Below are 13,274 nucleotides of genomic sequence, written 5' to 3'. Positions count from 1 at the left end.
AATGGACTCGCATTTCAAAGCGTTGCCTATACATAGGCGTGTTCGTAGACTGATGTCTTACCTTTTATTTGAAGGTCGACCCCTTACTACTAAAGGGCAGTTTATTAACCCAATATTGAAAGTTTTTTATTCAACGTGTAGTGCTTTCTCCAAAAGCAAACTGAAACGGGACCCTGCGTTTATACTGGGAACAGGCCGAAGTGGAACTACTATACTGGGTGTGTCTTTAGCTGCACATGAAAGTGTGGGTTTTTTGAATGAACCAAAACTACCTTGGTATTGCTCTAATAGCCTAGATGACGTTATTGGCAGTTATTCTGACTCCGACGCGCTTTATTCAATGTCAGAATCTGATTTCAATCAAGATTCGGCACAAAAAATTACTGCTATTTATAAAGCATATGAGCGAATTTCAAATTGCGGTTTAATATTAGATAAATACCCAGAAATGATTTTCAGACTGGCTTACGTTCAACAGATTTTTGCCGATGGGAAATTTATATTTTTGTTTAGAAATGGGAAAGACATCGTCTCTTCTATTAGTCATTGGTCTGAACGCAAAGGCGAAAAAAAAGCGGGAGAAACCCATGATTGGTGGGGAAGAGATGATCGCAAATGGACATTACTGTGTAATCATGTTGTTGCTTATGACGATGATTTAAAAGCTAGTATCCAAAATATTAAAGCGTATACGGATCACAAGCACAGAGCTGCAGTTGAATGGATTGTCACGATGAAAAAAGGACTCCAACTAAAGCAACAAGAGCTGAGTAACTTTTACCCGTTGCGTTATGAAGAGTATGTAACTGATGAGCAAGTCAGGTCGAATTTGCTTGATTTTCTGAATCTACCTACCAGCGACACATATAACGATTACTGCCAAAAAGCACTGCGAGAACCGGTTTCTCATGGTGAGTTCTTTCTTCCTTCAGAAATACTAGACACCTTTAATCGGGTACAGAAAGAATTAGGTTACAAGGATTTTGCAAACCATGAAAAATAAAAAAATAGTGATACAAGGAATAAGAGGCATACCTGCTAGTCATGGCGGGTTTGAAACGTTTGCGGAATACCTTGTACTTTATTTGGTGAAAAAAGGCTGGGAAGTCATTGTTTATTGCCAAGGAGAGCCAGATAGTGAATTTGTTGAGGACGAATGGAGAGGCATAAAACGAATTACTATCCCTGAAAAGCGACAGGGCCCTTTAGGTACTATGATTTTTGATTTTAAAACCATAGTCCACTCTACAAGGCATAAGTGCACGGTATTAACCTTAGGTTACAATACAGCATCGTTTAACTTGGTCTATCGGTTAATGGGTATTAAAAACCTCATTAATATGGACGGCATTGAGTGGAAGCGAGATAAGTGGGGCGCTTTGGCTAAAACATGGTTTTGGTTGAACGAACGATGTGGATGCTGGTTTGGTCATCACTTGGTATCTGACCATCCAGAAATTAAAAAACACTTAGCAACACGGGTCTCTGAACAAAAAATCACAACGATTGCATATGGTGGCTTAGAAGTCACAAAGGCCGACAGCGAATATCTCACTGAATTTGAATTAGAGCCTGATACTTATGGAATCGTGATTGCGCGCCCAGAGCCTGAAAATTCAGTTCTCGAGATTGTTCAGGGCTTTAGTCGTTCAAAAAGAAACAAAAAACTAGTCGTATTAGGAAATTTTGATTTCGACAATAATCAATATCATCAACAGATTAAAAATTCTGCGTCGGATGAGGTTATTTTTCCTGGCGCGATTTACGACATTGAAAAAGTAAGTGCCTTGCGGTTTTTTGCAAGATGTTACGTTCATGGGCACACCGTGGGAGGCACAAACCCTTCTTTAGTTGAAGCCATTGGCGCGGGAAATGCCATTATTGCCCACGATAATAAATTTAATCGTTGGGTGGCGAAAGAGGGAGCGATTTACTTTACTGATATTGATTCCATAAGTAGTGCATTTGATACCTTATTTGAAAACGATACATTAACAAAGCAGCTTCAAGGTAACACTAAGGATAATTTTGTTACTAATTTTCAATGGGATAAGATATTGACTGAATATGAAGATCTTATGATCGACTATTTGATGTGATCACATTCTAACCCTTATGAGAAAACCTATATGTGCTTGCTATGAAAAATAAAAGTTTGTTAATTCAGTCGGTCATTAGTGCAGGAGTCAGAGGTTTAGGGGCTATATCCGTCTTTTTACTAACGGTTACAGTTACACGAACCCTGGGGATCGCTGAAGCAGGAATTTTCTTTTTAGGTTTTGGTATTGCAAGTTTTTTATGTGTTGTAGCAAGAGTCGGGTTAGATAACTCAATATTGCGCTTTGTAGGCTCACTGAAGTTAACTGATGATCGGTTAAAAATAAATAACGTTATGCACAAAGCCTTATTGCTCGTTTTTATAGGAAGTGGGCTACTAGCAGGATTAGTTTATTTGGGCGCAGATATTATATCCCGTTACCTTTTTGATAAAATGGCGTTAGCTGAATCCCTTAGGTATTTGAGCCCTTACATTCTGTTTTTCTCTTTATCGAGTATTACTGCATTTGGTCTTCAGGCTTTGAGTAAAACCATCAGTTCAGTGTTAATTTTGAATATTCTGGTGAATATTCTCTCCGTTGCTTTATTACTGCTGATTCCTTCATTAAGAGAATATGTGCCTTTGCTGTTGTCATTATCCGCTGGGGTAACCTTGTTGGCGGCTCTTATCTTATGGTATTCATTTGTTGGTGTGAAAACTCAAAGAAGTAAAGCCGACACGGTTTACAAATGGAGCGAGATTTTAAAAAGCTGTCTTCCATTATGGCTTGTTACCGCCATAGGGCAACTAATCTTATGGTCAGGACAGTTTAGTTTAGGGATTTGGTCGGATACTGAGTCTGTCGCTCTTTTTTCTGCTGCACAACGAACGTCCATGTTGACTGTTTTTGTTCTAATTGCGGTAAATGTTATTGTTGCGCCAAAATTCGCGCGCTTTTACAAACAAAAAGATATGAAGAGTTTAAAACGCACAGCTTTTGCGTCAGTTAGGCTGGTTACGCTTTTTGCTACACCTGTGTTCGTACTTATGTTAGTAGGCGCAGAGACCATTTTGATGTTGTTTGGCGATAAATATAGCGGCGCGGCGAACTTCTTGAGAATTCTTGCCTTTGGGCAGTTTGTGAACGCATTAACGGGCTCTGTTGGTTATTTATTATCAATGTCTGGTCATGAGCGGGATTTACGTAATGCCGCACTATTGGCTGGAGGCACGGTTATTCTTTTATCTGTCATCTTAGTTCCTGTTTATGGGGGACTTGGTGCTGCGATATCGGTCGCTACTGCAATTTCCTTACAAAATGTACTAGCATTAACTTATGTTAAGAAAAGATTGAATATTAATATGCTGCTTGCTTTTAGCGAGTGGCGTTATCGCAACGTGTGAATCAGATTTCAGCAATTGAATTATTCTAATAGTAAATTTGCCGTCAATATCGATTTTTATGATAAATCGGTAGATGATTGTTTGACCCATATGGTGCAACACGCACTAGCTGGCAAAACAACTATTTTAATGACGCCGAATATCGACCATTTAGTAAGGATGCATCAAGATAAGCACATTGCTAAGCTCTATTCCGACGCAGACATGTGTATTAATGACAGCAGAATTTTTAGCATTATTATTAAGCGATTTTTTTCAACGTCACTAGCGACGATTACAGGAAGCGATGTTACCCAAGCGTTTTTTGAGCAAGGCTATGGCAATAAACTTAACCTTGGTATTGTTGGTTGTGATAGTAAGCAAATTAAGCTTCTTTGTGATAAATATGGGCTTGCTTTTCCGGCTTTACATGTAAATCCTTCTTACGGTTTTATTCATAAAGAAAGCGAAGTTCAGGAAATAGTATCTGCACTATCTAGTACTCCATTAGATATCATATTTTTGGCAGTGGGAAGCCCTCAACAAGAAATTTTAGCTCATCGATTGAAAGGTAAAATAGCAAAAGGCAGTATTCTTTGCGTTGGGGCGTCACTGGATTATTTAACAGGAAAAGAAAAGAGAGCGCCAGATATTGTACAGGCACTTTCTTTAGAGTGGCTTTATCGCTTCCTGCAATCACCTATAAAACGATTTAATAGGTATTTCGTATCATGCCCTAAAATTTTTCGATTGTTGCGTAGCGGACGATTTACGAGTTAGCTTTCGATTTTGAAAATATAGGCGATGCGGCTTATTATATATTTGAGTTGAATGGCTATTACAGACGTAAACTGATCACTTAATGTGTACTGGCAAAGTATTTGCTGACATCGACGAAGAACAGATTGCTTCTTAAATTTTTTCATCATTATTGTTTTGGCTACAAAATACCTGAAGGAGTGATTCATTTTCATTTTTTCTTGCGGGATGCTGACTTTTAATTCTCTTTCAATCAAAAAAAGTAAGAAAAAAACAATTCTACTGCAGTGCCATCGCTGCGCTAATTCAACCATCTTGTTGAAGTCGATATCGCATTTTTGGATCAGTAGCGCAGCATCTAAAATAGAATAATGGAAATAATACCCGTCGGTAAAAACGTGCAAAGCTAAATGTATTAAATTTTCTTCGGGCTGAAGACAACGAATACTTTCGCTATTGTAGTAAGGGTGTTTAATTGAGCCATCAAATAGTTCACGGTGTTCGATGTTGACTAAGAATGGATTTGTTAATGTAAAGTGGGCATCAATATAGGTCGTTGGCTGTTGTTTTGATATCCAGGTTTTTTCATATAGCTGATCAAATGGGTTAGTAGATTTTGGTGTGTGCTCGTTGGCAATGATATTCAGTTCAGTAAGTACATGTCCAGAAGAGTCATCATCTAGCAGTATGTCTAAGTCTGAATTGCCTCTTGGCGTGTTTTTTGAGTATATATAGTTATTCAATGCGCTAGATTTCAGTAACGTAATTTTAGCATTTTTAGATTCCAATCGATTTGCAAAGTCTTGAATAAAAGCAGTGTGTTTTAAGTTCTGAATGTTGCACATGGTTGCAAGTTTTTTCAGTGAAGAGGCGTTGTTGGAAGAAATGGATTCAGTATCTATTTTGTTATAAAGAATACTTCCTAAGCGATGAAGTTCAGGGGTTTTAATGACAAATTCTACTAAGTCATTTGTAATATAGGTACAGTCTGTTTCAAGACAGTACCTATAAATTTTAAGAGATTGGGTTCTCATTCAGAGTTATTAAAGAGTCTAAGATAAAGCGATTAGTCTTTGACTCCATAATAATCTTCTTGGTAATAGTGATCACCGTAATATCCCATTTTCTTAGCGGAGGCTTGGGTTAAGACAGTACCAGCTATTTTTGCGTTTACTTTTTGTAATCGAGTAACCGTTTCTTTAACCATTGAATGTTTTGTATCTTCAGCTTTTACTGCTACCACTGCAGTATCAACTAATTGAGATAGCACTAAACTGTCGCTGACAGGCAAAGTAGGCGGGCTATCAATGATAATGTGGTCGAACCTATCTTTGAAGCCAGCTAATAGGTTCTCAAAACGTTCACTGGAAATCAACTCCATTGGATTTTGAGGTATAGTCCCACAAGTAATAACACTTAAATTAGGTGCGCCTTCTACTTGATGGTAAACGTGGCTTTCAGTGTTGCCAGTTAAAAGGTCACTGAGCCCAACTGTGGCGTTTAAGCCCAAGTCTTTTGATACTGCAGGTTTTCTTAAATCCAATTCTATAAGCAGGCATTTATTGAGCTGAGAAAAGGCAACAGCCAAATTGATAGCAAGGGTTGTTTTTCCTTCAGACCCTGACGTTGAGGTGATCAAAATCGTTTTAGGTGGCTTATTAATGTTACTGAAAATAAGACCTGTCCTAATGGTGTTTATGGCTTCTGAAAATGTACTTCTTTGATCAAGAATGTACTGCATTTCAGGTTGACCTTCTTTTTTGGACACTAACGGAGTAATGCCGAGGGTGCTAATTCCAAGTTCTGTTTCTAATTGTTCAGGAGTTCTAAATACATTGCCTAAAAACTCTTTAAAAAATGCATAGCAAACACCGACAGCACTACCAAAGAATATAGACAACACAATAATAAAAAAGGCTCTAGGTTTAATTGGATATTCGGGTACAGTTGCCTTGTCTATAATGCGGATATTGGAGGCATCGTAATCACTTGAAACATCATTTTCTGCAAGCCTACCCACGAATGACTCGTAAATTCGGCGGTTATTTTCGACTTCTCGCTCTAAGCGAGTTAATTCAAACGTATCGCCTTGAAATGATTGAAGTTCTTTTGTTGTTTCGTTAATTAGACCTTTTATATTTTCCACTTGAACATCTGCAAGCTTGTATTCACGCTCGATACCATCAACAATTTTAGTGACTTCTCTCACTAAATTGTCTTCAGCACTTTTTAAATCTGAACGGGCTGCAATCATTGTTGGATGTTTTTCACCATACCTTTCACTTAGCTCTTGGACTCTTCGAGTAAGTGTACTTTCTTCTCGGACTAGATCTCTTACTGTGTTATTTGTTATGACTGGCCTAAGAGAACGATAATCGCCGTTTTCTTTTTCTATTTGCTGAACTTGTGTATATAACTCACTGGCTTGTGATAATTCAGATTGAGCACGAATGAGTTCATTATTTAAACTCTGCATTTGTGAGTTAGAAATACGAGCCTGTTGTTCAGTGTCGATTAAATTTGCTGATAGCCTATACGTTTTTAGCTTTTCTTCCGAAATTTGAACTGTTGTACGGAGTTCTTCTAACTGTTCGGAAAGCCATTCCGAAGTATCTTGCACTTGGTCAAAACGAGACTCTAAACCAAACTCAATATAAGCGTCGGCCACTGCATTAACTATATTTACTGCAAGTTCTGGATCGTCAGATTCATATGCAATATTAATGATTTGGCTTTGTGTTCCGCCTTCAACTTTGAGTGAACTTTGAATTGCTTTGGCTAGCATGATTTGTATTTGTGTATTAGTAAGAGGCGCAGTTTCCTCTTTTACTTCTTCTGCTGAAATAAGTGATTTGATAGTATTTTTGATTTTGCTGAATGTAGATTCATCCTCAACATCACCGTTTTCTAAAATACTAGTCTTGTATTTTTCAACTAAATTGAGTTTTTCAACTACGCTTTCAGCGACTGATCTTGATTGAATAATTTCATATTGGGTTTCATAAAACAAAAAGACCATGCTATTCATAATAAACTGGTCTTGAGAATTCGAATTTGGCTGAATGGGATCGGCTTGAATTTTTACAGATGCTTGGTATATCGGTGTTGCTTTTGATAAATAGTAACACCCTAGAAAAAAGCTGATTAATATTATGAAAAATATGGCCCACTTTCGCCTTTTCAATATTCTTATGTAATTCGATATGTTGATTGTGTCACCATTGTTCTCAGGCGACCAATTTGTACTATAGTCTTCGGATTGCATAGATTTTCAAATTCCTTAGAAAAAACTCTCATCAACAGTGATTACATCACCGGGCCGAACAAGCGTATTTAGATCGGCTTTTATTTCTACACCGTTATTATTTTCTCGTACTATTCTTATTTTTCCACGTGCTGCGCGTTCAGAAAAGCCCCCAGACAAGGATATCGCACGCTGAACAGTCATTCCTTCGCGAAAACTAAAGCTTCCAGGGTCTTCAACTTCACCATTCACATAAAAATGCCTATATTCTACTATGGCAACATTGATATCTGGCTTTTTTAAGTAGTCACCTAAATAACCAAGTCGTATCTTTTCTTCAACTTCAGCGATAGTTAGCCCTGAAACGCTTACTTGGCCAATGAGGGGCATAGAAATAGTTCCAGCAGAGGATATTCTGGATTCTTGAGAACTTAAATCAGGCTCGTCAAACACTGTGACAGAAATGACATCATCGGTTCCTAATGTATAGGAATCGAGAGTTTGAGCTGCAACAAATGTAGTAAAAAACAAGCTAAACAATAAACTAATCAATAAACTAATCAAGCTAACTCGCATATGCGATAACCTCTTAATATTCAAAATCGTATTTAACTGTTAATTCAATCAAGTTATCGTCGAATTCAGCGATACTAACATCTGAAGTACGTTCTTGATGAGTGTATCCTGCACCAACAGTTAAATTGTTGCGTAACTTATAGTCAACAGCAAGTTCGTAAGCAAGGCGATCATCTTCTCGAATTGCGCCATCGGTATTTGCAAAAAATACATCGTCTTGGCCAAACAACAAGCCTGCTTTAAGGGTAACTAAACTACTCAGCTCGTGATTGATATATGTTGTAAATTCAGTGCGTAAGAATCCACCTACGTCTGCTGTTGTAGAATCTTGAGCTTCTCTTAATGCTGAAGCTTCGATAACAGTATGTTCCGTTAGCTGCCAGCTGACCTCACCACTATAGGCTAAGCCGTCAATATCTAGGAACGTTTCATTATCATAATCACGTTCCTGATATCCAATGCTTAGATCTAAATCGATAAGGTTTGATATGCTCCACGAAATTCCGGAAACATAACGAATATAGGTATTGTCTATTTCGGTAAAGCCGTCAAGTGCATTGTAGTCTGAATCTTGAAAAGAAGTACTCAGGTAAACGCTTGTGGATGGCGCTATTTTTAAAAAGAATTGCAGTGAAAGCTGGCTTGCTTCGTTATCAAGAAAGTCTAAATTATTATTAGTGTAGTTGGTATCAGAGTATTCATAGAGTCCAATTAGGCGGCCTATACTACCTGCACTACCGTAACTGCCACCAATTTCAAACTTTGTTCTATTAAATTGGTCATATTCAGTGACCCCAAGCTCAATTCTATCTAAGCTACCTGGATCTATGTGTAAATCTTGATATGTTGCGCCTACAAGAGTAGAAAAACGCAGGCTATGATCAAATTGAATTTGAGCATTTAAGATGTGGTCGTCGTAATCTGCGCTATCTACATCGGAAAATTTAGCATAGTCGCCTTGGTAGCCAAGAATAACTCTGTGTTTACCTAAAGCCGTAACAAAATTCACTTCAGGTATCGCCCGTATAAATGAATCCGACTCTGCAAGCTCATCAACTACGCGGAATATATTATCGTCGTACGCTAAATTCGCTTCTAAAGATGCAGTTAAACCGGGTTTATTTTCGACTTGTGCAAAGCTATGTCCAGATAGTGTGCTTAGTACAATAGCGGTATAAATTACATTATTTTTTATTTTCATACGATGATTTCCAATTATCACTTTCACAGCCCTTTAAACCAATCCCATATTCCAAGAGAGAAATTCTGAAACAAATTAATACCTAATGCTGATTTTATAAGATATAGCACCAACAGTCCAAACAAACTGGAAGCAAGAACAAAGCCAGTAATAACCAGAGTAATAGTGAAAGCAGAAATTTGTTTTTCTTTTCTTGATAAATCACGGCGGTTGCGGCCAATAAGCAGTACTAAGTAGAGCCTAGATTTAACAAATGGAATGGGAAATGTAGTTCTTATGTCTACATTGTGCTTTTTCCAACTTCCAGCGCCTAGGGCGGAGTGAAGGTGAGAGAGTTGCTCTTCAGTAAAGGTCGCCAATATTTCTTTGGGTATTCTATTTAAAAAACTTTGGCTTCTACTCGAAGCCACTTTTACCGAGGGAGTTTCTTCCATGTGTAGATTCATTATTTGGTATAATTTTTCTTACTAGTAATATGGCATTATTTACTGCATTTTGCATTATCTGTTTTTCTAATAGTATTGTGGATAGATATGCTAATAGCGAGATATTCAGATGGCTGGTATTTAGTAAGGTATAGTTTACAATATCGACTTTAGAGCTAATTTATTTATAACGAATAATTATAGGGTTAATAATGCGCAAAGGAATCATTTTAGCAGGGGGCTCCGGTACTCGGCTTCATCCACTAACGAAAGTCGTTAGTAAACAACTTATGCCTGTCTATGACAAACCTATGATTTATTATCCTTTGGCCACTCTGATGATGGCAGGGATAAAGGATATTCTGATTATCACTACTCCTGAAGAACAATCGCGATTTGTTGAATTGTTGGGTGACGGTAGTCAATGGGGTATTTGCTTACAATATGCAGTGCAGCCTTCTCCTGATGGTTTAGCGCAAGCGTTTTTGATAGGTGAAACGTTTATTGGTAATGATAATTGTACCTTGATCTTGGGTGATAACATTTATTATGGCCACGACCTCAAGGTTTCGTTGAAAAACGCCAGTAACCTGACTACTGGCGCCACTGTGTTTGGTTATCATGTTAACGACCCTGAGCGTTATGGAGTAGTGGACTTTGACGACGACTGGAAGGCATTATCGATTGAAGAGAAGCCTGCAGTTGCAAAATCAAATTATGCCGTTACTGGGCTTTACTTTTATGATAATCGTGTTGTGGATTTCGCAAAACAAGTGAAGCCCTCTCATCGAGGCGAATTGGAAATTACTGATTTAAACAACCTCTATTTGGAAGAAGGTAGTTTGAAAGTTGAATTGATGGGACGAGGTTCTGCTTGGTTAGACACGGGAACATTAGATAGCTTGTTAGATGCATCAATGTTTGTATCGGCAATTGAGAAGCGACAAGGTTTAAAAATTTGTTGTCCTGAAGAAGTGGCTTTTCGCATGGGATATATTTCTGCAAGTGATTTAGAAGGTCTAGCAAAGCCATTGATTAAAAGTGGGTATGGTAAATATTTACTGAAAATTGTTACAGATAAAGTGAAGTAGGATTAAAACGAAATGAAGTTGATTACAACGGCCATCCCTGATGTGAAAATTATTGAACCTCGTGTATTCGGTGATGAGCGCGGTTTCTTCTTGGAAACATTTCGCAATGATTGGTTTCGGGAAAACTGTGCTGATGTCGAATTTGTTCAAGATAACCATTCTAAATCATCACAAGGTATATTAAGAGGCTTGCACTATCAGTTAGAGCAAACTCAAGGAAAGCTCGTACGTGTTACACGTGGAAGTGTATACGATGTTGCTGTAGATATGCGCGAAAGCTCGTCTACTTTTGGTCAGTGGGTTGGTGTTGAATTATCTGAATCAAACAAACGTCAATTATGGGTTCCCGCGGGCTTTGCTCATGGTTTTTATGTGACTTCAGAAAGCGCTGAATTTGTATATAAGTGTACAGATTATTATCACCCTGAATCTGAAGTGTCTTTAAAATATAATGATCCTTCGCTGAATATCACATGGCCATTAGTCGATGGGAAGGCACCTTCGTTATCGGGTAAAGATGAAGACGGCTTAGCATTTCCCGATGCGCCTAAATTTTAAGGGCGAATGAAAGAATGAATAAAACATTACTTGTTATAGGTAAAAGTGGTCAGTTAGCTGTAGAGCTTAGCAAAATAGGTTCGGCTAGCGTCGTTTGTGTCGGTAGAAATGACATTGATGTTATGTCTGATGAGAGTATTCGTTCAGTCATTGAAAAATACAACCCGGACGCATTGATAAACGCTTCAGCCTATACAGCTGTGGATAAGGCGGAAAGTGAGAAAGAAGGCGCTTTTGCTTTAAATAGTGAAGCAGTATCTAAGTTGGCAAACGCATGTAAGCTAGCCAATATCTCTATGGTACATGTGTCTACAGATTATGTTTTTAAAGGGGACAAAGGCAGCCCTTATAAAGTTGATGACGTACGAGATCCTCAAGGGGTTTATGGTGCATCCAAAGCCGCAGGGGAAGAAGCAATACAGCAAGTATTGCCAGAGTCGAGTTGTATTATACGTACCTCGTGGGTGTATTCTGCGGCGGGGAATAACTTCGTAAAAACAATGCTAACGTTAATGGCCTCGAAACCGGCTCTGACAGTTATTGACGATCAGGTAGGCAGCCCTACTTGGGCAAAAGGGTTAGCGTTAGCCTGTGTTGAAGCGGCTACAAAATCATTATCAGGTGTTTATCATTGGTCTGATGAAGGAGTGACTAGCTGGTATGATTTTGCAATAGCGATTCAAGAGCTAGGCATTGCAAAAGGATTGTTGTCTCAAGCTATCCCTATAAAACCTATACCCACAAAAGATTACCCCACTCCCGCGAGTCGTCCTTTGTATAGCGTACTGGATAAAACCGTTACTCGGCGCGTGTTTGCAGATTCGCCCACACATCATTGGAAAGCGCAACTCAGCTCTATGCTAGATGAGCTTTCGGCAAACTAATTTATTGGAATTAAAGCGAATGGAAAAGAATAATAAAACTTTGTTGGTAACAGGTGGTGCAGGCTTTATCGGCTCAGCGGTTGTTCGCCACTTAATTAATGACACAGATTATAAGGTTATTAACCTTGATAAGCTTACTTATGCTGGAAATTTAGAATCTTTGACAGAAGTAAGCAGCAATTCCCGTTACCATTTTGAACAAGTCGATATATGTGATGGTAAGGAAGTGGCTAGAGTATTAGCGCAGCATCAGCCTGACATAATTATGCATCTTGCAGCTGAATCTCATGTAGACCGTTCCATTGATGGCCCCGGTGAATTTATGCAAACCAATATCATAGGAACTTATCAGTTGCTTGAGCAGGCCAGAGGCTATTTTGATAGTCTAAATGACGAGAAAAAAGCAGCGTTTCGTTTTCATCATATATCCACTGATGAAGTCTATGGTGATTTACCACACCCGGATGAAGTGGAAGATGATAATACCGAGTTACCTTTGTTCACTGAAACTACGGCTTATGCACCAAGCTCTCCGTATTCTGCGTCTAAAGCTGCATCTGATCATTTAGTACGTGCTTGGTTGCGTACATTTAAACTACCCACTTTGATTACCAATTGCTCAAATAATTATGGCCCTTATCATTTCCCAGAAAAGTTGGTGCCTTTAGTTATTTTGAATGCGCTTGAGGGCAAGCCATTACCTGTATACGGCAAAGGTAACCAAATTAGAGATTGGCTATTTGTTGAAGATCACGCTCGTGCCTTAGTCACAGTGGCGACAAAAGGCGCAATAGGTGAAACTTATAACATTGGTGGACACAACGAAAAGCAAAATTTGGACGTGGTTAAGACCATTTGCACAATTTTGGATGATCTAGTGCCCAAGTCTAGTTCATACGAAGCCTTGATTACTTACGTAAAAGATCGCCCTGGCCACGACATGCGCTATGCAATTGATGCGGCTAAGATAGAAAAAGAATTGGGGTGGACACCTCAAGAAACGTTTGAATCGGGTATTCGTAAAACGGTACAGTGGTATTTAGACAACCGTGAGTGGTGCCAAAGAGTGCAAGATGGCAGTTACCAACGAGAGCGTTTAGGTCATTAAAGGGAAA

At 38.6% G+C, this 13,274-nt stretch carries 13 protein-coding genes; 8 read left to right on the top strand and 5 right to left on the bottom strand.

Translation table 11 applies throughout. The features are described from left to right. Position 1 precedes the first annotated feature (1 nt). Genes J3L16_RS00925 through J3L16_RS00910 form a run of 4 tightly spaced genes read left to right on the top strand, consistent with a single transcriptional unit; the run spans position 2 to position 4,201 of the window. On the top strand, positions 2-1,003 hold the full coding sequence (locus tag J3L16_RS00925; protein ID WP_207610988.1) for a sulfotransferase: 1,002 nt from the start codon (positions 2-4) through the stop codon (positions 1,001-1,003). After that, positions 993-2,099 (top strand): DUF1972 domain-containing protein, encoded by a 1,107-nt coding sequence (locus J3L16_RS00920; protein ID WP_207610987.1) that lies wholly within the window; start codon positions 993-995, stop codon positions 2,097-2,099. Before J3L16_RS00925 ends, J3L16_RS00920 begins: the two co-directional genes overlap by 11 nt. Before the next feature lie 41 nt (positions 2,100-2,140). Further along, the gene (locus J3L16_RS00915; RefSeq protein WP_207610986.1) at positions 2,141-3,442 is read left to right on the top strand and encodes an oligosaccharide flippase family protein; all 1,302 of its coding nucleotides are present in this window, start codon (positions 2,141-2,143) and stop codon (positions 3,440-3,442) included. Between the two features lie 15 nt (positions 3,443-3,457). Further along, positions 3,458-4,201 carry a WecB/TagA/CpsF family glycosyltransferase gene (locus J3L16_RS00910; protein WP_207610985.1) on the top strand — a complete coding sequence of 248 codons (744 nt, stop codon included), beginning with the start codon at positions 3,458-3,460 and terminating at the stop codon, positions 4,199-4,201. Here the strand turns inward: J3L16_RS00910 and J3L16_RS00905 are convergent. From J3L16_RS00905 to J3L16_RS00885, 5 genes are read right to left on the bottom strand one after another with little or no spacing between them, the layout of a single operon-like run. Beyond that, positions 4,198-5,214, bottom strand: coding sequence for a nucleotidyltransferase family protein (locus tag J3L16_RS00905; RefSeq protein ID WP_207610984.1), 1,017 nt, complete (start codon positions 5,212-5,214; stop codon positions 4,198-4,200). The two genes, J3L16_RS00910 and J3L16_RS00905, sit on opposite strands and share 4 nt — an antisense overlap. 32 nt (positions 5,215-5,246) lie before the next feature. After that, positions 5,247-7,445 carry a polysaccharide biosynthesis tyrosine autokinase gene (locus J3L16_RS00900; RefSeq protein WP_207610983.1) on the bottom strand — a complete coding sequence of 733 codons (2,199 nt, stop codon included), beginning with the start codon at positions 7,443-7,445 and terminating at the stop codon, positions 5,247-5,249. 15 nt (positions 7,446-7,460) lie between these two features. Beyond that, a complete protein-coding gene (locus tag J3L16_RS00895; RefSeq protein WP_207610982.1) occupies positions 7,461-8,000 on the bottom strand; it encodes a polysaccharide biosynthesis/export family protein in 540 nt (179 codons plus the stop codon). 13 nt (positions 8,001-8,013) lie between these two features. Further along, the gene (locus J3L16_RS00890) at positions 8,014-9,201 is read right to left on the bottom strand and encodes an outer membrane beta-barrel protein (RefSeq protein WP_207610981.1); all 1,188 of its coding nucleotides are present in this window, start codon (positions 9,199-9,201) and stop codon (positions 8,014-8,016) included. Positions 9,202-9,224: 23 nt separating this feature from the next. Next, positions 9,225-9,635 (bottom strand): 3-phosphoshikimate 1-carboxyvinyltransferase, encoded by a 411-nt coding sequence (locus J3L16_RS00885; protein WP_207610980.1) that lies wholly within the window; start codon positions 9,633-9,635, stop codon positions 9,225-9,227. A gap of 203 nt (positions 9,636-9,838) precedes the next feature. Between J3L16_RS00885 and rfbA the strand changes: the two genes are divergently transcribed. From rfbA to rfbB, 4 genes are read left to right on the top strand one after another with little or no spacing between them, the layout of a single operon-like run. Beyond that, positions 9,839-10,717, top strand: a complete 879-nt coding sequence (gene rfbA / locus J3L16_RS00880) for a glucose-1-phosphate thymidylyltransferase RfbA (RefSeq protein WP_207610979.1) — start codon at positions 9,839-9,841, stop codon at positions 10,715-10,717. A gap of 12 nt (positions 10,718-10,729) precedes the next feature. Then, on the top strand, positions 10,730-11,275 hold the full coding sequence (gene rfbC, locus J3L16_RS00875; protein WP_207610978.1) for a dTDP-4-dehydrorhamnose 3,5-epimerase: 546 nt from the start codon (positions 10,730-10,732) through the stop codon (positions 11,273-11,275). A gap of 14 nt (positions 11,276-11,289) precedes the next feature. Beyond that, positions 11,290-12,159 (top strand): dTDP-4-dehydrorhamnose reductase, encoded by an 870-nt coding sequence (gene rfbD / locus J3L16_RS00870; protein ID WP_207610977.1) that lies wholly within the window; start codon positions 11,290-11,292, stop codon positions 12,157-12,159. A gap of 19 nt (positions 12,160-12,178) precedes the next feature. Continuing rightward, positions 12,179-13,267 carry a dTDP-glucose 4,6-dehydratase gene (gene rfbB / locus J3L16_RS00865; RefSeq protein WP_207610976.1) on the top strand — a complete coding sequence of 363 codons (1,089 nt, stop codon included), beginning with the start codon at positions 12,179-12,181 and terminating at the stop codon, positions 13,265-13,267. Positions 13,268-13,274 lie beyond the last annotated feature (7 nt).

It is taken from the genome of Alteromonas sp. 5E99-2, assembly GCF_017368475.1.
GTDB lineage: Bacteria > Pseudomonadota > Gammaproteobacteria > Enterobacterales > Alteromonadaceae > Alteromonas_F.
The sequence above is the reverse complement of the archived record's forward strand: the minus strand, read 5'-3'. Positions and strand labels throughout refer to the sequence as shown.

What these genes read in the sequence shown, in the direction of transcription:
- J3L16_RS00920 (WP_207610987.1), top strand. Translation starts at nt 993, where the DNA reads ATGAAAAATAAAAAAATAGTGATACAAGGAATAAGAGGCATACCTGCT.
- J3L16_RS00895 (WP_207610982.1), bottom strand. Translation starts at nt 8,000, where the DNA reads ATGCGAGTTAGCTTGATTAGTTTATTGATTAGTTTATTGTTTAGCTTG.
- J3L16_RS00890 (WP_207610981.1), bottom strand. Translation starts at nt 9,201, where the DNA reads ATGAAAATAAAAAATAATGTAATTTATACCGCTATTGTACTAAGCACA.
- rfbD (WP_207610977.1), top strand. Translation starts at nt 11,290, where the DNA reads ATGAATAAAACATTACTTGTTATAGGTAAAAGTGGTCAGTTAGCTGTA.
- J3L16_RS00885 (WP_207610980.1), bottom strand. Translation starts at nt 9,635, where the DNA reads ATGGAAGAAACTCCCTCGGTAAAAGTGGCTTCGAGTAGAAGCCAAAGT.
- J3L16_RS00900 (WP_207610983.1), bottom strand. Translation starts at nt 7,445, where the DNA reads ATGCAATCCGAAGACTATAGTACAAATTGGTCGCCTGAGAACAATGGT.
- rfbA (WP_207610979.1), top strand. Translation starts at nt 9,839, where the DNA reads ATGCGCAAAGGAATCATTTTAGCAGGGGGCTCCGGTACTCGGCTTCAT.
- J3L16_RS00905 (WP_207610984.1), bottom strand. Translation starts at nt 5,214, where the DNA reads ATGAGAACCCAATCTCTTAAAATTTATAGGTACTGTCTTGAAACAGAC.
- rfbB (WP_207610976.1), top strand. Translation starts at nt 12,179, where the DNA reads ATGGAAAAGAATAATAAAACTTTGTTGGTAACAGGTGGTGCAGGCTTT.
- J3L16_RS00925 (WP_207610988.1), top strand. Translation starts at nt 2, where the DNA reads ATGGACTCGCATTTCAAAGCGTTGCCTATACATAGGCGTGTTCGTAGA.
- J3L16_RS00915 (WP_207610986.1), top strand. Translation starts at nt 2,141, where the DNA reads ATGAAAAATAAAAGTTTGTTAATTCAGTCGGTCATTAGTGCAGGAGTC.
- rfbC (WP_207610978.1), top strand. Translation starts at nt 10,730, where the DNA reads ATGAAGTTGATTACAACGGCCATCCCTGATGTGAAAATTATTGAACCT.